Consider the following 15,015-nt stretch of genomic DNA (forward strand, 5'->3'; position numbering starts at 1 on the left):
TTGAATACTTAATTTGTGCCCTTTGCACTACTGGCAATTGGCTGGAAAATGAAATAAGAGTTGTAGCTGATAAATTTAATTCAGCAACTTTGTAAATGGGACATAATCTCGATTAAATTTTAATCTACGGTAAATCAATCGATTTACAGTATTATTGGTTGCACGGATATTATCATAGACTTCTGTAAGAATCAAGCGGCAAATATAGCAACGCTTCTAAGACAAGTTTTCTGTGTATAGTTGGTATCAGAATGTTCTATTGTAGATAAATTTAGGGGAAATTATGTATAAATGTTAAGTAGCTGCAAGCAACACCAATGTTAAATACGAAGTTGCCAGAGTCCACTTCTTAAAGTTTGATTCCATAGAGACAATTTTTGAACTTCTACTAAAGAAAGAGGTGAATGTATCGGTAGGGGTAGCTCTTGTTGCAGAGATAGTTGCCACCATCCGATATCGTGCCACTCACTAAATTTATACCCAACTCTGCGAAATACACCTACAGATATAAAACCGACAGCCTCATGCACAGCGACACTTGCGGGATTAGGTAAAGCGATTGCAGCAAAAACGTTATAAAATCCTTGGAGTTGCAGCAACCCAAAAAGGGAAGTGTACAAAGCTTTGGCAACCCCTTTTCTGCGATGTTCAACATTTACGTATACGGATGATTCTACAGACCATTGGTAAGCGGCACGAGTCCGGTAGGGAGTAGCATAGGCATAACCAAGAATCTCACCATTAATTTCACACACTAGCCAAGGCATCTGCTGTTGATAATTCTGGATGCGCCCCTCAAATTCCGCTTTGCTAGGAGGCTGTATCTCAAAGGAAATTGAAGTTTCCCGCACAACTGGCGCATAAATTGTCAACATTTGCAATGCATCGCTTTCATTAGCTAGTCTGATTGTAGCCTTCACAGCACATCCCTTTTGGGCTAAAAATTAATCAAGCAAACTCAACATACTCAATAATGGTTCCATCAGGATGCATTGCTCGCATATTAGCTCCAGTGGGAACTTTGTTAGGTTCCGACAGAATCACTGCACCCTGCTGAATAAGTGCTTCTCGAAAATCATTGAGTGAGTCAACAAGAAATGTTGCATGTGTACTCTTGAATGAAGAGAGTGCTTCTGCTGAACCAGCAATTAAAAGAATAGAACCCACACCTGCGAGTTCCAACTCAGCTTCGGAATATTGAAACCACAACCAACATTTTTCTGTAAAGAGGTTTTCATAGAAAGCGATCGCCTCATCTAAGTCTATCGGACTAAGGTAAACTCTAGTTAGTACTTTAAGAATTTGCATTGCAAACTGTCTGTTAGGCAGCAAGTGGATTTTATTTTTTTACTTCAGCAACCATAGTTAACTAAGATTGATCAATAATTTATCTTCCATCTTTAAAAGGTCTTCAACTCTTTGTTCACCTAGCTCTAGATAACGTTGTTCGTTGTCAATTAAAATACATTTCATTTCTACTCCTTTAATCCTATAAAAGTCATCTGTATAGCTATCACCAATATATATACATGATGAAGCATCAGTATTTGGTACAACTTTGCATAAAACCGTGGCGAATAGAGCATTAAAACTGAAAGGCAAAGGTTGGTACACAGAGAAGTCGGAGTTAAGCAAAAACCGGAGTGGAGGTTTCTGCCAATCTGGATTTTTCAAGAGAGGCTTAATATCATGTCCGCCTAATTAGTTATAATTCCCGCATCTATGCAAAAACTAGGAAAACTTCTTTTCCCCTGCTCCCAGCAAGAACTGCTCCCCTGCGGTCTTAATGATAAGTCTTTCACCGAATACGATATCATTAGGGACTTCCAAATAGAGGTAAGTTTCCTCTGGGTTTAGGGAGGATCAAACTTTAAGCCAAGCGTATTAAGAAATGAACTTCTCCTGTAATTGCGGCTATGCAAACAGTCAGAACGCAGAGTCTTGATTATAAAGTCGGGATGATACTGAACCTAGTAGTGTATAATATGTATTTAAAATCAATACGAATTACTGTCTTCTCTACGAGACGCACCACAAACGTAGCGTGGTGTAACTCATTAGAAGTTACCAATTATTTAAACCTTTGCTCCATGTGCATAGATAAAATAGTTATCTGTCACGTTCACTTCAGCATGAAAACCTACCTGCTTGAGCTTATGTTGAAGTTCATCAGGCTGATAAAAAATTTTGACAATCTGAAATTCTTGACCATCATTTAACTTTCGGCTTTTATATATGTTTCCGTCGTCTTTAAGAACATGATTCTTAGCCGTTGATGTTTGTTCAAAGCGAGAGTCAATTATAAATATTTGTCCACCAAGGCGAACAGATTGATAGACTTTTGTCAAAAATGAATCGAGTAATTCTGGCGGCACATGAGAGAGCCAAAAGGCAAAGAAAACTAAATTATATTCAGTGGCAGGTTCCCATGTAAATATATCTATGAGGTGATATTCAACACTCAGTGAGTTTAACTTCGAGCGATTAATTGTAATCACTTCTTCAGAGGCATCGATCGCAGTAATTTTTTTCCCGATATTTAAAAGCTCCTGCGTCCAGATACCTGTTCCACAGGCTAACTCTAAAATATCATCTACCACGCCAATTTGGTGTAATGTATTTTTGATAACAGCTACTTCATTAAACCAGCGTTGGTTGTCTTGGACACCGCGATCGTAGCGTCCTTGCCTATAGAACCACTCATCATATTCGTTAGCTCTAGCGCGATAGTACTGAATCTGTTGTTCAAGAATATTATCTGTCATCACCTGCTTACTGATTTCGTTGAGTTTAGATTTGACGTTGCTATGACTTTTGAAGGAAATTTTGTATTCAACGAATAAACTTGCATTTCAGCTTTAATTATGTGATATTTTTATCATTCTATAATAATACGGTAAATCAATAAACTTGCCGGAGTTGTGCCGGACTTTTGCTGTAGTCTGATATTAATTTCCCCTTTCAAGCAGAGTAATGATGTTGACTAAGTTCTTTTTAACCCGACTGTTGGGTATGGCTTTTGCCTGCCTCCAAAGGTTCCAACAACGAAGAATCCGCAATTTTTCCCTACTGTTTGCAGTGGGACTTAGCTTAACTCTGGCTATCTCTGCTTGTTCTCCAAGCGCAAGCAACAATGGCACACCGCAGACAACCCAAGCCCCCAGTCCAGCAGCTAGCAGTATCACAGTTCGCATAGGCTACCAGAAAGCGTCAACTGTTCTCTATGCGCTCAAGACAAGAGGAGAATTAGAAAAAGCTTTCGCAGCTTCAGGAACTTCCGTCACTTGGTCAGAATTTCCTGCTGGGCCTCCACTTTTAGAGGCATTGAATGCAGGCAGTATTGATTTTGGCTATACCGGAGAATCACCACCTATATTTGCTCAAGCTGGGGGTATTCCTTTGGTTTATGTTGCCTACGATCCTTGGAGTCCCAAGGCTGAAGCTATTCTGGTGCCTAAGGATTCACCTATTAAAAGTGTGGCTGAACTCAAGGGTAAAAAAGTGGCTTTTGCCAAAGGTTCTAATGCTAACTACCTATTAGTGAAAGCGCTGGAAAAAGCAGGGGTACAGTACAGTGACATTCAACCAATTACTCTCACTCCCGCCGATGCTCGTGCTGCCTTTGAGAGGAAAAAGGTTGATGCTTGGGCAATTTGGGACCCGTACTTAGCCGCAGTACAAGCAGCAACAGGCGCACGTACCTTAGTAGACGCGACGGGATTAGCTCCCAATCGTGGTTATTATCTGGCTGCAAAATCTTTCGTTGATGCCAAGCCAGATTCTTTGAAAATAGTTCTCGATCAGGTGAAGAAAGTTAGTGACTGGGCAAAAAATAATCCTAGTGAAATTGCTAAATTTCTTTCCCCAGCTTTGGGTATAGATGCTCCTGTGTTGGAAATCGCAGAAAAGCGGCGTGAGCATAATGTACTTCCGCTCACAGATGAAGTGATTGCGAAACAACAAGAGATTGCAGATACCTTCTACAAGATTAAATTGATTCCGAAAGAAATCAAAGTTAAGGAAATTGTTTGGCAAGGCAAATAAAATAATTAGTAATTGATAATTTTTGAATTACGGATTAGCCCATTTATTATTTGCCAGTGACACAGTTTTTGGTGAACAGGTAATATGACGAATCTCAGCGTTAACCTTAACAAAGTCGCTTTACTCAGGAATGCTCGAAATTTTGGTAGACCGAGTGTGATTGAAGCGGCTTTGACCTGTATGAAAGCTGGCGCACAGGGAATCACAGTTCATCCACGCCCAGACCAGCGACATATCAAGCCTGAAGATGTTGATGCCCTGGCGCAGGTATTAACTGTTGAGTTCAACATAGAAGGTAATCCGTCACCTCAATTTTTAGAGATAGTCCGAAAAATCAAACCAACGCAGTGTACCTTAGTTCCCGATGCACCTGATGCTTTCACATCAGACCACGGATGGGATCTGGCTACAGATGCTTCTTGGCTCAGACCAATCATTCGAGAGCTAAAAGACCTCGGTGTTCGAGTCAGCTTGTTTATGGATACTGACTTAACTCAAATAAAACGTGCTAAAGAGATTGGAAGCGATCGCATCGAGCTATATACAGAACCTTATGCGACAGCTTTTCGTAACAGCAATGTAGAGTCTGTATTTCAAGACTACCAAAAAGCAGCACACAAAGCTCAGGAAATTGGTTTAGGAGTGAACGCTGGGCATGATTTAAATCTGCAAAACTTAGGAAAATTCTGTACAATTTCTAGCATACTTGAAGTATCTATTGGTCATGCTCTGATTGCCGATGCTTTGGAGGTAGGATTATTTACTGCTGTGCAAGAATATTTAAAAATTTTATCTTTGAACTAGATTTAAAGTTTTTCATAATAGGTGAATACATCATGTATTTTACCAATTGAAGGCTTTGCCAAAATATTTTATTTAATCAAAAAATAACTAGCTATTTTATGCCTGCAACCAGCAACTTCCAAGATTCAGAAGTTAGATAGTTAAATATGTATAAGTTTGCCCCAGCTTGGGAGAATGAGCAAATAGTCTTTGGTGCTGCGCGACCTGGATACACTAACAATAAGGTTCAGCACTGGATAGAATTCATGAAGCGTCAAGATATCAAGCGAGTTTGCTGTCTTCTTCCTAATCAACAGCTAGCTTCTTACTCTAATCTTCTGGACACCTACAAACAGGAATTTGGTAATCAACTAGTGTGTTGGGCACCAATTGAAGATTTCCATCTATGTGATTTAAAAACCCTCACACAGAAAATACTTCCTTTCTTAATAGAAGCAGATAAAGAAAATGAGAAAGTCGTTGTTCATTGCTCTGGTGGAATTGGGCGTACTGGACATGTGTTAGCGGCATGGCTAGTTAGTGTCCGAGGATTATCAAATCAAGCAGCGATCGCTGCTGTCAAAAAAACAGGTAGAAATCCTTATGAAGCTGCAATCGCTGCTGTATTTATAGGTAGAAATCCCTTGACAGTTGTAAAAGAGCTTGACATGCTTCTGAATGATTGCCGTCTCGCAGTAAATACAACATTTTGATGCTATCATCCTGTTTAATCAGTCTATTGATAAGGTAAATTCTATGGCAATGGTTCTAGATAAAGTAGTTCCTTTTGGAAGATCAATGGATGAATATATAAAAATATTCAATTTAACAAATGCAGATTTAAATAAAAGAATCATTGGGATTGGGGACGGGCCAGCAAGCTTCAATGCAGAAATGACACGTCAGGGTAAAAGTGTAGTCTCTGTTGATCCACTATACCAATTTTCTGGTGATGAAATATTGCAAAGATTTAATGAAGTAGTAGATAACATCATTAATCAAGTCAAGGCTACAACGAATGATTGGGTATGGAGCTATCATAAATCTCCAGATGATTTACGACACAATCGAGTGAAAGTTATTCAAGAATTTTTATCTGATTATGAAACTGGTAAAAAAAGTAACAGATACGCAATCGGTAAATTGCCAAAATTAGCTTATGATAATCAAGAGTTTGATATAGCTCTTTGTTCGCATTTATTATTTTTATATTCAGACCATCTCGATTACGATTTTCACTTAAATTCAGTAGGTGAGATGCTGCGTATTGCTAAAGAAGTCCGAATATTTCCTCTCATAACTTTAATGTGGAAATATTCACAACACTTAGATGAAATAGTAAAATATTATACCTCCAAAGGTTACAAGATAAATATTGAAAAGGTTGAATACGAATTACAGCCTGGTGGAAATAAAATTTTGAAGATAACCAAAGATATTATATAATTCATACCCATAGAAAATTGGTATAACTATTACGGTGGAATCTCATAACCATTGGGTATGTACAATTATTCGGCAAATATTTCAGCTAAGCTATCTAAAACTGCTTTTTGTTCATCAGAGTCAATCTGACCTAGCTTTTTGACTAATCGAGTTTTGTCAACTGTACGAATTTGATCTAGAACGATTTGCCCATCCTTACCCTGAAACTGACAACCAACACGAGTCGGATAAGACTGTCCTTTAGGTGTCATCGGAGCAACAATAACCGTGGCAATATATTTATTCATCTCATCTGGTGAAATTACTACACAAGGTCTTGTCTTCTGAATCTCACTGCCAACCATTGGGTCGAGGTTAACCAAAAACACATCAAATCGATTGACTACCACTCCCATTCTAGATGTTCCCACTCTGTAGTTACGCCATCATCGAGCAGTGCATCGTCGTGTTGCTTCGCCATTCTTGCAAATGCTTCTTCCCACCCCTTACGCGATTGAGAGGCTGCACGGACAATTAGGTGACAATCTTGAATTTCAATTTCTACCTCTTCACCAATACCACTTTGTTCCAGCAGAAGTTTAGGAATGCGGATACCTTGAGAATTTCCAATTTTAACAATACGGGTTCTAATTGCTGTCCCCATGAGGATACTTCTCCTTGATTGTAATTACATTGTGATTACTAATCAGGTTTTTGTCAACAAGTGCTCAATTTATCAATAATTTTTAATACGTAGGCGTAGCCAGCCGTAGGTATCGCTCTCAAAATTACCAGATGCGATCGCTTTGTTGTTATCCCTCTTCTAAGAAACAGAAATGTTTCTTTACATCCATTGGGAATGCGATCGCTTTCCTCGGACGCTTTTGTTACTTTAGGGAGAGAAAATATTAACTAGCAATGGAAAAAGCGAGTGGAGAAGCACGAAAGTCATTCATGAAATCGATTAATTTTAAAAAGCAACGTTTCATACCAGGAATATTAAATACTGCAAGCCAAGGTTGAATCAAACAGTAAAAAATATAAGGTTGAATAATTAATCTCAGGTTATTTAAAGCACTCTTCCATGTAGTGCCAGACTCCCAATTAGGATGTTGGCTATATTGAGCAAGATTAGAGCCAGAGTGAGACGAAGAGTCTGAAGTAGATGTTGTGTTTGATTGGTGAGCAAATTGAAAGTAGGTGGCTTGAATACTAATTAAAAGAAACGTACCCCCGTGCGCTTACTAGTCTTTAGGTCGTCTCAGAGTCATCCAGTGATTCACCAAGGGTCTGCTGTGCAGCGTGACGGATATGAAGAACACGTACTGTCGATATTTCTTGTCCTGCCAAAATCGTGAAAATTATTCGGTATGAATTGCGTCCTCGACCGTAAAGTATCTGGCGAATTTCTTGGCTAAAATAATCATTTTCTCTAGCTAGAGAACATCGGCTTGGCATTTGCGATAAAGACTCAATAACTTGTAGTAATCCTGCATACCACTGACTTGCTCTTTCAGAAGAAGTAACTTGAGATAACTGCAAAAATGCGCTGTCTGCTTCTGCTTCAGCTACACTAGAGATTTCAATGCGGTATTTCATGAATCGGCTGGCAGATTATACTTGCGACGCTGTTCGTCAGCAAAATCATCAAATGAACGGAATCTACCTACTTCAAAGTCTTCTAATCCTTGCTGAATACCCTTAATAGCTGCTTCTGAGTCTTGCACCTCCCACTCTAGGACAGCCTCTAGCAATTGGGCTGCAACGAAACTAACGTCTTGTCCCTGCTGTGTAGCTTTCTCGCGGAGTCGTGCTTCTAATTCTGGGCTAAGGGAAACAACGATCGCCATAATCGGATATTTTGTGGAAGGTTTATAGATATGATCTTATTTCAGAATATCTGATAAAGCTGCGTAGGCGTAGGCATCGCTCTGGGCACAACCACTTAAGCTGTCACCATTGGCCTTACTGAATCAGGGGATGCTGGCTCAAAATGTAACACCATAATTTGCTCTGGGCGTAAACCGACAGATTCATAAGTGCGGCCAGAGCGATCGCTAAATTCCACCTCAAATGCAGCACCACCAGCTAATAATTCTACTACAGTACCAACTTGACCACGGTACAGATTGTATTCTTGCTCAAGCCAGCCGATTTGTAGGCATGAATCGTATAGCATTTCAGCATCTACTTGCAAGTCGTCAAATTTCAGTGCATTATGGGGTCGAGGATTTTGACCAAGATATAAAAAACTTGCGGGCGGTGGGTAGACTGCGATCGTTGTCAGTGATACTTCACCCATTAATAACCTCGCCGCCATTAACCTTTCTTGCAGCTTCTAACTTTTGACGAATAGCTATCTGAACCTTTTCATCAAAATCAGGGTCGTTAAGAGATGCAATAATTCTGAGTGGATGTTCGTTAATTCTGTTTAAGTATGCCTGAAATGCAGCTTCATCTTTACGATGTTTGAGAAAATACTCTCTCAACTCGGCATTAGACATTGCATCATAGTTAACGCGGCTCATCAGCAAACTCCCCGTTGGGTAAAATTTGAAACTCCAGTTCTTCGCTATAACCAGCTAATAAATACACATTGCGAGTACGATTATCAAAACAAACTAGATGTATGGGCTGAAGCATAACATAGGTCAGTTGATAGGCGATGCGGTATAGACTCTCTAGCTGTGCAGCAGTAGGCATTCTGAACATTTCCTCACCTATTGGCTATCTTAACAAGTCTTTGCGCTTAATTTTTCAGTGATACTTCGCCCATCAATAACTTTGCCGCCACTGTACTGAGTTTCCTTTTACTCTGATTCAAATTTATGCCAGAAGTCTATTGACTTCTGGTAAATATATTGAGAAGCTAATAGTTAGATTTACTAATTAATAGAAGTGCATCAAACTTGTGACAATACTGACAGGAAAAATAAATCGATCGCAACCCCCTACCGAACCAAAACCCTTGATTTTGCAAACTCAGGGACTCACACGCCGTTTTGGCAAGTTCACCGCAGTTAATAACCTGAGCATATCTGTAGAACAGGGCGAAGTGTTTGGACTGCTTGGCCCCAATGGCGCAGGGAAAAGTACAGTTATTAAAATGTTGACAACCTTGCTGCCTATCAGTGCTGGGAAAGCAACCTTAGCTGGCTATGATGTGGCTCGTCAATCTAATCCTGTGAGACGGGCTATCGGCTATGTACCCCAAGCGCTGTCTGCTGATGGTAGTCTCACGGGTTACGAAAATCTCTTAATCTTCGCCAAGCTGTATGGAATACCAGCCAAAGGACGCGATCGCCGCATCTATGAAATTCTAGAATATATGGGTTTGCAAGATGCGGCGAAACGCTTGGTAAGAAACTACTCTGGTGGGATGATCCGCAAGCTGGAAATTGGCATATCAGTTCTACATCAACCCCAAATTTTGTTTCTTGATGAGCCGACTGTCGGACTAGATCCGATCGCTCGAACTCAAGTATGGCAGCTTGTACTACAACTCTGTGCTGATTACGGCACAACTATATTTTTAACAACCCACTTTTTAGAAGAAGCAGATAGCTTATGTAACCGAGTAGCGATTATGCAGCAAGGTGAAGTCGTTACCACAGGTTCACCAAGGGACTTAAAAGCTTCTTTAAATAACCCAAATGCAACTTTGGATGATGTCTTTATTCACTATACAGGCGATCAGTTAACATCAGGAGTCAACTACCGTGACACAGCAAGAACCAGACGTACTGCTCAACGGTTGGGTTAAAGCACCACCCACTGTCCGAGGAAATTTGATCTCTGCAATTAAAGAGCTAGTTACGAAAACACTGGCGATCGCAGAATTAGAAATACGTAAACTCCGCCACGATCCCACTGATTTAATAGTTCGAGCTGTGCAACCAACCTTATGGCTCCTAATCTTTGGGCAAGTTTTCACCCGAACTCGCGCGATTCCTACGGGGAACTTACCCTATTTGGACTTTATTTCTGCTGGCATTTTGGCTCAGAGTATTTTGTTTGTGGCAATTTTTAGTGGTGGGATGACGCTAATCTGGGAGCGAGATTTAGGCATTGTCCATAAATTTTTAGCTAGTCCTACGCCTCGTGTAGCGATGGTGTTGGGCAAAGGTCTAGCATGTGGGGTACGGTGCTTATCTCAGGTAATATTCATTTACGGATTGGCATTTTTATTAGGTGTCAAACTAAATCTTTATCCTCTGGCTATTCTCCAAGTATTGCTGCTAGTCATACTGGGGGCGGGAACATTTTGTATTTTTTCATTAATTATTGGCTGTTTGGTGAAAAGCCGAGAAAGGATGACGGGTATTGGACAATTGTTAACCATGCCGTTATTTTTTGCCAGTAATGCCATCTATCCGATCTCGTTGATGCCCAATTGGTTAAAGTTGATTTCTCATTTAAATCCGTTGACTTATCTAGTTGACGGGTTACGTAGCACCATGCTGCTGAATGGCACTAGCATCTATGGCTTTGGTCTGGATTGTACAATTCTCTTATTCACATTAATAATTTTGGCCATCCTTGGTGGAAAACTTTATCCACGGGTGGCCATGTAACTAGGAGAACAACAAGCCCATGACCTTGGATAAACCTAATCAAGGTGCAACTTCCGAAGAATGTGCCGCTAGAGTAATGGAGACAGTTCCATTAGTGATGCGGTTTATCCGAGCGGATATGCGTGCCCATAGTGCCGCTTTTTTATCTATACCTCAATTGCGATCGCTAGCATTTATCAACCGGAATCCTGGTGCTTCATTATCTGACTTAGCAGAGCATTTAGGTGTCACCTCTGCCACGGCATCAGCAACCATAGAACGCTTGGTACAACGCGACTTCGTGAAACGGATCGCCCATCCTCAAGAGCGGCGGCGGGTGCTGCTCAATTTAACTGAAGATGGAAAACACCATCTCAAGCAATCCCAAGATCAAACTCGCGCTCATATTACCGACTTGCTCAAAGGTCTTTCAGAAGACCAAATTTCCAACATTGAAGAAGGCTTAACTCTACTAAAAAATGTCTTCGAGAAAACAGAACTCAAAGCCCCATAACTTTGAGGTTGCACAACACGATCCCTTTGCAGCCTTTAAGTTTCGAGACTATCGGCTATTTACCATTGGACGGCTAGTGCTGTTTGTGGGGTCGCAAATGCAAACTGTAGCGATTGGCTGGGAACTCTATGAGCGGACTAACTCAGCGATCGCTTTAGGTGGTGTGGGACTGGCGCAAGTCCTACCGATGATTATTCTCACCTTAATTGCCGGAGATGTTGCCGATCGCCGCGATCGCAAAGTAACTATGTTACTCTCAGTAATGCTGCTAGCTCTCTGCTCCCTAGCTTTAGCAGTACTTTCCTATACTCAAGGTGCAATTTTCCTAATTTACGCCTGCTTAGTATTAACAGGTGTCGCTAGAGCATTCCTCAAACCTGCCAGTGATGCTCTGATGTGGCAGTTGATACCTGTCAGCGCCTTTACCAATGCAGCCACCTGGAATAGTAGTAGCTTTCAGTTAGCTGCTGTTATTGGCCCAGCCTTCGGAGGATTTGGGATTGCGCTGTTAGGAAGTGCTACAGGGGTTTATGTATTAGCAGCGATCGCAGCTTTACTGTGTTTTATTTTAACGCTGGCGATCAAACAGCAAAAAGTCACCCGCAAAACTGAGCCAATTTCATTCAAAGCACTTGCTGCTGGTGCTAAATTTGTTTGGCAGAATCAGTTGATTCTAGCCGCGATTACATTAGATATGTTTGCTGTATTGTTGGGTGGTGCGATCGCATTGTTACCCATCTTTGCCAAAGATATTTTACATGTGGGGCCAGTAGAATTGGGATATCTACAAGCAGCCCACTCCATCGGTGCTTTGAGTATGGCTATCACGCTGGCGTATTTACCACCGTTACGCAAAGCAGGCCCAGCCTTATTATGGTCAGTGGTTGGCTTTGGGGTTGTCACAATTATCTTTGGACTTTCTCGTTCCTTTTGGCTGTCGATGTTGATGCTGATCCTTGGTGGCGCATTAGATAGTATTAGCGTTGTAATTCGCCATACATTAGTTCAAATCAGAACACCAGATCATTTGCGTGGTCGGGTTGCTGCTATTAATAGCGTGTTTATTAGTGCCTCGAATGAATTAGGCGGCTTTGAGTCCGGCTTGACTGCTGCTTTATTTGGCCCGGTGATTTCTGTTGTGGGTGGTGGAATTGGCACAATTTTAGTAGTGATTGCTACAGCAATGATTTGGCCAGGAATTCGTAAGTTAGGAGCTTTGCAAGAGTATAAATAAATTTAAAATGGAAGTATTAAATGATGGAGTTATATCCATTACTAAGTCTTCTATAAATAATAAAAATCCCACCCTATGCAAGAGCTACAAAATTATAATTGTTATCTCTTGCTAGGATGGAATTTTCTTTAGTGGAAGTTGCATATCGCTTAATTAAGAGGTAGACAAACCCAGAGCTTTAGGATTATGTCTAACTTAATTTTACTAATTGTCACACTAAGCAGTTGGGCTACCACCAATATTTGGTATATTGCCTCCGGTTGGAATACCATACTGAGAAGGATTGAAGCTATCAGCAGTTGGAATACCATACTTAGAAGGGTCAAAGCTATCAGCCGTTGGAATGCCAGAGCTACCTAAACTAAAGCTGCCTTCTTTTGGAATACCATACTTGTCAAAATCGAAGCTGTCAGCCGTTGGGATGCCATACTTAGCAGGATCGAAACTGCCTTCTTTAGGAATTCCATACTTAGCAGAATCGAAGCTTTCAGCCGTTGGGATGCCATACTTAGCAGGATCGAAACTGCCTTCTTTAGGAATTCCATACTTGTCAAAATCGAAGCTGTCAGCCGTTGGGATGCCAAAAGCGCCTCCAGATGCGAAAGGATCGCTGGGTTTGCTAGCCTGACCATCACTATTACCACTATTAATGGTATTACCAAAAACAGAATTTGAATCAGATGCCATTAGAGTTAATTCTCCTATTAGGATATAAATTTTGCTTCATTAATAAATATCAAAAAGCACAATTAAGCTTTATCAGCTTTTTTATTGTTTTTTTAATTGCTAATATTAAGCTTTTCTGAGTAAATTACAGGGTGTTTTTATGAAATATTGCTGACTAAAAAACCTGCAATTTATGCTGGTTATGTCAACAAATATAAAAAAATTAAATTATTTTTACAATGAAAAATATTTAGATACTTGTGCCAATTCTTTAGATACTTGTGTCAAATCTTTAGATACTTTTACTACAGGAATTTGCAGGGTAAGATCGTTTAAATTGGTAGAAATAGGACTTGACAAATGGGCATCATGAGTAAAAGATTATTTGAAAAGTTGTAAAGTATACTCAAAACCCCGCTCCCATTCCTCTCCCCAAAAGATCGAGAGGCTTTGAAACCCACATTCTTTTGTAGGGTGGCTACAATTGTTACCTAAAATCAACTTTAAGAGTTGCATCCGATCGCACACATATTACACTGTCGATTGGGATATAGAAGATTCTGACGGGCGACAAAATAGGCTGGAAACAACTCCTAGTAATGTGTTGCAGGAGTTCTTTATCAGGAAAGGCAGAAGGCAGAAGGGAATTATGCTTCCTGTCCTCTGTCCGTGACCGGAGCAAACTTGGGTTTAAGACCCCCACTGAACTCTTTCTTGTTCAGTAGCTCCAAGTCAGGAGGGGTCTGAATCCTCTTCTGACTTGTTCCTTCTGCCTTCTTCAATGATTTAGTTGAGTAATAAATTACAGTCTGCAATATTTGACAGACTGTCATTTAAACGCAGAATTGATGCTTCCAGGATTTTAGAGCTTTTTAACTCGGACTTATATACAAATCTTCTCAAGTAAGCTATTATTCTCATGATGATTTGATAGTAATTATAATTAATAAGGTTATTCATGCTTTTTCCCTTCTTGATCATGTTCCGAGAGGGCGTTGAGGCTGCACTTGTCGTGGGTATCATTGCCAGCTATCTCAAGCAAACTGGGCGTACCCATTTGATGAAGTCAGTCTGGATTGGCATCGCACTAGCGACTTTTTTTTGTCTAGTTGCTGCAATAGTTTTGCAAATAACCAGCCAGGATTTTCCCCAACAAGAACAGGAATTATTTGCAGCTGTAATTTCCATCGTTGCAGTTGGGGTTCTCACCTGGATGGTTTTCTGGATGCGCCGTGCTGCTCGTTCTATTAAAGGCGAGTTACAGTCCCAAATTGAAACTGCCATTCAGTCGGGGGATAAATGGGGACTAGCGCTGGTGGGAATGGCATTTTTTGCTGTGCTACGCGAAGGTTTGGAAACAGTAGTGTTTCTACTAGCAACGTTCCAACAAAATTTGGGAATTCAAGCTCCCGTGGGGGCATTATTTGGATATGCAGCCGCAGTAGCCGTCGGTATAGGCATTTATCAAGGTGGTATCCGCATCAATCTGAGGCGATTTTTTAAATGGACGGGAGCGTTTATTATCCTGGTTGCTGCTGGACTCTTAGCAAGTGGTGTGAGAGCTTTCCATGAAGCTGGAGTGTGGAATTTACTGCAAACAGTGGTATTTGATGCTAGCGGGGTACTTCCCAATAACGGGTTTATAGGTTCACTTTTGGTGGGATTTTTTGGATATAACGATGCCCCCACAGTTAGCGAGGCGATCGCCTATTTTGGCTATCTAATTCCTACCATGTTGTTGTTTTTGGGGGATAACGCCAGACAGAGGAATACAGCAAGGCATTCTTAACTAGTTG

Annotated in this window: 21 protein-coding genes; 10 read left to right on the forward strand and 11 right to left on the reverse strand. The window is 40.7% G+C overall.

Annotated elements, in window-relative coordinates:
* Nucleotides 1–320: 320 nt before the first annotated feature.
* The 3 genes from RMZ43_RS03945 to RMZ43_RS03955 form a co-directional block, all read right to left on the reverse strand.
* Complete coding sequence (locus RMZ43_RS03945) at nt 321–920, reverse strand: arsinothricin resistance N-acetyltransferase ArsN1 family B (protein WP_322647512.1); 600 nt, start codon at nt 918–920, stop codon at nt 321–323.
* 28 nt (nt 921–948) lie between these two features.
* Complete coding sequence (locus RMZ43_RS03950) at nt 949–1,308, reverse strand: VOC family protein (protein WP_322647513.1); 360 nt, start codon at nt 1,306–1,308, stop codon at nt 949–951.
* A 767-nt stretch (nt 1,309–2,075) separates the two neighbouring features.
* On the reverse strand, nt 2,076–2,765 hold the full coding sequence (locus RMZ43_RS03955; RefSeq protein ID WP_322647515.1) for a class I SAM-dependent methyltransferase: 690 nt from the start codon (nt 2,763–2,765) through the stop codon (nt 2,076–2,078).
* Between the two features lie 211 nt (nt 2,766–2,976).
* Between RMZ43_RS03955 and RMZ43_RS03960 the strand changes: the two genes are divergently transcribed.
* From RMZ43_RS03960 to RMZ43_RS03975, 4 genes are all read left to right on the forward strand, one after another.
* Nucleotides 2,977–4,044: a sulfonate ABC transporter substrate-binding protein gene (locus tag RMZ43_RS03960; protein WP_322647624.1), complete on the forward strand. Its 1,068-nt coding sequence runs from the start codon at nt 2,977–2,979 to the stop codon at nt 4,042–4,044.
* A gap of 84 nt (nt 4,045–4,128) precedes the next feature.
* The gene (locus RMZ43_RS03965; RefSeq protein ID WP_322654586.1) at nt 4,129–4,848 is read left to right on the forward strand and encodes a pyridoxine 5'-phosphate synthase; all 720 of its coding nucleotides are present in this window, start codon (nt 4,129–4,131) and stop codon (nt 4,846–4,848) included.
* Nucleotides 4,849–4,994: 146 nt separating this feature from the next.
* A complete protein-coding gene (locus tag RMZ43_RS03970) occupies nt 4,995–5,540 on the forward strand; it encodes a protein-tyrosine phosphatase family protein (RefSeq protein ID WP_322654585.1) in 546 nt (181 codons plus the stop codon).
* A gap of 43 nt (nt 5,541–5,583) precedes the next feature.
* On the forward strand, nt 5,584–6,273 hold the full coding sequence (locus tag RMZ43_RS03975) for an SAM-dependent methyltransferase (protein ID WP_322647518.1): 690 nt from the start codon (nt 5,584–5,586) through the stop codon (nt 6,271–6,273).
* 65 nt (nt 6,274–6,338) lie between these two features.
* On the opposite strand, the gene RMZ43_RS03980 is transcribed toward RMZ43_RS03975, so the two are convergent.
* From RMZ43_RS03980 to RMZ43_RS04000, 5 genes are all read right to left on the reverse strand, one after another.
* Nucleotides 6,339–6,668 (reverse strand): type II toxin-antitoxin system PemK/MazF family toxin, encoded by a 330-nt coding sequence (locus tag RMZ43_RS03980; protein ID WP_322647519.1) that lies wholly within the window; start codon nt 6,666–6,668, stop codon nt 6,339–6,341.
* Nucleotides 6,656–6,916 carry an AbrB/MazE/SpoVT family DNA-binding domain-containing protein gene (locus tag RMZ43_RS03985; RefSeq protein WP_322647520.1) on the reverse strand — a complete coding sequence of 87 codons (261 nt, stop codon included), beginning with the start codon at nt 6,914–6,916 and terminating at the stop codon, nt 6,656–6,658. Before RMZ43_RS03985 ends, RMZ43_RS03980 begins: the two co-directional genes overlap by 13 nt.
* Before the next feature lie 587 nt (nt 6,917–7,503).
* The gene (locus RMZ43_RS03990; RefSeq protein WP_322654584.1) at nt 7,504–7,851 is read right to left on the reverse strand and encodes a type II toxin-antitoxin system RelE/ParE family toxin; all 348 of its coding nucleotides are present in this window, start codon (nt 7,849–7,851) and stop codon (nt 7,504–7,506) included.
* Complete coding sequence (locus RMZ43_RS03995) at nt 7,848–8,102, reverse strand: hypothetical protein (protein WP_322654583.1); 255 nt, start codon at nt 8,100–8,102, stop codon at nt 7,848–7,850. Before RMZ43_RS03995 ends, RMZ43_RS03990 begins: the two co-directional genes overlap by 4 nt.
* 95 nt (nt 8,103–8,197) lie before the next feature.
* A complete protein-coding gene (locus RMZ43_RS04000; RefSeq protein ID WP_322654582.1) occupies nt 8,198–8,431 on the reverse strand; it encodes a DUF4926 domain-containing protein in 234 nt (77 codons plus the stop codon).
* Between RMZ43_RS04000 and RMZ43_RS04005 the strand changes: the two genes are divergently transcribed.
* The gene (locus RMZ43_RS04005) at nt 8,416–8,601 is read left to right on the forward strand and encodes a UPF0175 family protein (protein WP_428850696.1); all 186 of its coding nucleotides are present in this window, start codon (nt 8,416–8,418) and stop codon (nt 8,599–8,601) included. The two genes, RMZ43_RS04000 and RMZ43_RS04005, sit on opposite strands and share 16 nt — an antisense overlap.
* Here RMZ43_RS04005 and RMZ43_RS04010 read toward each other — a convergent pair.
* Both RMZ43_RS04010 and RMZ43_RS04015 read right to left on the reverse strand, forming a co-directional pair.
* The gene (locus RMZ43_RS04010) at nt 8,547–8,780 is read right to left on the reverse strand and encodes a DUF6887 family protein (protein WP_322654580.1); all 234 of its coding nucleotides are present in this window, start codon (nt 8,778–8,780) and stop codon (nt 8,547–8,549) included. The genes RMZ43_RS04005 and RMZ43_RS04010 overlap by 55 nt on opposite strands.
* Nucleotides 8,767–8,955, reverse strand: a complete 189-nt coding sequence (locus RMZ43_RS04015; RefSeq protein ID WP_322654579.1) for a DUF6888 family protein — start codon at nt 8,953–8,955, stop codon at nt 8,767–8,769. The genes RMZ43_RS04010 and RMZ43_RS04015 overlap by 14 nt, the downstream gene beginning before the upstream one ends.
* 208 nt (nt 8,956–9,163) lie before the next feature.
* Between RMZ43_RS04015 and RMZ43_RS04020 the strand changes: the two genes are divergently transcribed.
* From RMZ43_RS04020 to RMZ43_RS04035, 4 genes are read left to right on the forward strand one after another with little or no spacing between them, the layout of a single operon-like run.
* Entirely contained in the window at nt 9,164–10,015 is an 852-nt protein-coding gene (locus tag RMZ43_RS04020) for an ABC transporter ATP-binding protein (protein ID WP_322654578.1), read from the forward strand.
* Nucleotides 9,972–10,826, forward strand: coding sequence for an ABC transporter permease (locus RMZ43_RS04025; RefSeq protein WP_322654577.1), 855 nt, complete (start codon nt 9,972–9,974; stop codon nt 10,824–10,826). The genes RMZ43_RS04020 and RMZ43_RS04025 overlap by 44 nt, the downstream gene beginning before the upstream one ends.
* Before the next feature lie 19 nt (nt 10,827–10,845).
* The gene (locus tag RMZ43_RS04030; RefSeq protein ID WP_012410989.1) at nt 10,846–11,319 is read left to right on the forward strand and encodes a MarR family winged helix-turn-helix transcriptional regulator; all 474 of its coding nucleotides are present in this window, start codon (nt 10,846–10,848) and stop codon (nt 11,317–11,319) included.
* Nucleotides 11,285–12,553: an MFS transporter gene (locus RMZ43_RS04035; protein ID WP_322654576.1), complete on the forward strand. Its 1,269-nt coding sequence runs from the start codon at nt 11,285–11,287 to the stop codon at nt 12,551–12,553. The genes RMZ43_RS04030 and RMZ43_RS04035 overlap by 35 nt, the downstream gene beginning before the upstream one ends.
* Before the next feature lie 216 nt (nt 12,554–12,769).
* On the opposite strand, the gene RMZ43_RS04040 is transcribed toward RMZ43_RS04035, so the two are convergent.
* Nucleotides 12,770–13,240 (reverse strand): hypothetical protein, encoded by a 471-nt coding sequence (locus tag RMZ43_RS04040; protein ID WP_428850697.1) that lies wholly within the window; start codon nt 13,238–13,240, stop codon nt 12,770–12,772.
* Nucleotides 13,241–14,177: 937 nt separating this feature from the next.
* On the opposite strand from RMZ43_RS04040, the gene efeU reads away from it, so the two are divergent.
* Complete coding sequence (gene efeU, locus RMZ43_RS04045; RefSeq protein WP_322654574.1) at nt 14,178–15,008, forward strand: iron uptake transporter permease EfeU; 831 nt, start codon at nt 14,178–14,180, stop codon at nt 15,006–15,008.
* Nucleotides 15,009–15,015 lie beyond the last annotated feature (7 nt).

The sequence above is a fragment of the Nostoc sp. CmiVER01 genome (assembly GCF_034531135.2).
GTDB lineage: Bacteria > Cyanobacteriota > Cyanobacteriia > Cyanobacteriales > Nostocaceae > Nostoc.

Excerpts from the sequence above, each read along its gene's own strand:
- RMZ43_RS03950 (WP_322647513.1), bottom strand. The coding sequence starts at position 1,308 with ATGCAAATTCTTAAAGTACTAACTAGAGTTTACCTTAGTCCGATAGAC.
- RMZ43_RS03955 (WP_322647515.1), bottom strand. The coding sequence starts at position 2,765 with ATGACAGATAATATTCTTGAACAACAGATTCAGTACTATCGCGCTAGA.
- RMZ43_RS03960 (WP_322647624.1), top strand. The coding sequence starts at position 2,977 with ATGTTGACTAAGTTCTTTTTAACCCGACTGTTGGGTATGGCTTTTGCC.
- RMZ43_RS03965 (WP_322654586.1), top strand. The coding sequence starts at position 4,129 with ATGACGAATCTCAGCGTTAACCTTAACAAAGTCGCTTTACTCAGGAAT.
- RMZ43_RS03970 (WP_322654585.1), top strand. The coding sequence starts at position 4,995 with ATGTATAAGTTTGCCCCAGCTTGGGAGAATGAGCAAATAGTCTTTGGT.
- RMZ43_RS03975 (WP_322647518.1), top strand. The coding sequence starts at position 5,584 with ATGGCAATGGTTCTAGATAAAGTAGTTCCTTTTGGAAGATCAATGGAT.
- RMZ43_RS03980 (WP_322647519.1), bottom strand. The coding sequence starts at position 6,668 with ATGGGAGTGGTAGTCAATCGATTTGATGTGTTTTTGGTTAACCTCGAC.
- RMZ43_RS03985 (WP_322647520.1), bottom strand. The coding sequence starts at position 6,916 with ATGGGGACAGCAATTAGAACCCGTATTGTTAAAATTGGAAATTCTCAA.
- RMZ43_RS03990 (WP_322654584.1), bottom strand. The coding sequence starts at position 7,851 with ATGAAATACCGCATTGAAATCTCTAGTGTAGCTGAAGCAGAAGCAGAC.
- RMZ43_RS03995 (WP_322654583.1), bottom strand. The coding sequence starts at position 8,102 with ATGGCGATCGTTGTTTCCCTTAGCCCAGAATTAGAAGCACGACTCCGC.
- RMZ43_RS04005 (WP_428850696.1), top strand. The coding sequence starts at position 8,416 with ATGAATCGTATAGCATTTCAGCATCTACTTGCAAGTCGTCAAATTTCA.
- RMZ43_RS04000 (WP_322654582.1), bottom strand. The coding sequence starts at position 8,431 with ATGCTATACGATTCATGCCTACAAATCGGCTGGCTTGAGCAAGAATAC.
- RMZ43_RS04010 (WP_322654580.1), bottom strand. The coding sequence starts at position 8,780 with ATGAGCCGCGTTAACTATGATGCAATGTCTAATGCCGAGTTGAGAGAG.
- RMZ43_RS04015 (WP_322654579.1), bottom strand. The coding sequence starts at position 8,955 with ATGCCTACTGCTGCACAGCTAGAGAGTCTATACCGCATCGCCTATCAA.
- RMZ43_RS04030 (WP_012410989.1), top strand. The coding sequence starts at position 10,846 with ATGACCTTGGATAAACCTAATCAAGGTGCAACTTCCGAAGAATGTGCC.
- RMZ43_RS04035 (WP_322654576.1), top strand. The coding sequence starts at position 11,285 with ATGTCTTCGAGAAAACAGAACTCAAAGCCCCATAACTTTGAGGTTGCA.
- RMZ43_RS04040 (WP_428850697.1), bottom strand. The coding sequence starts at position 13,240 with ATGGCATCTGATTCAAATTCTGTTTTTGGTAATACCATTAATAGTGGT.
- efeU (WP_322654574.1), top strand. The coding sequence starts at position 14,178 with ATGCTTTTTCCCTTCTTGATCATGTTCCGAGAGGGCGTTGAGGCTGCA.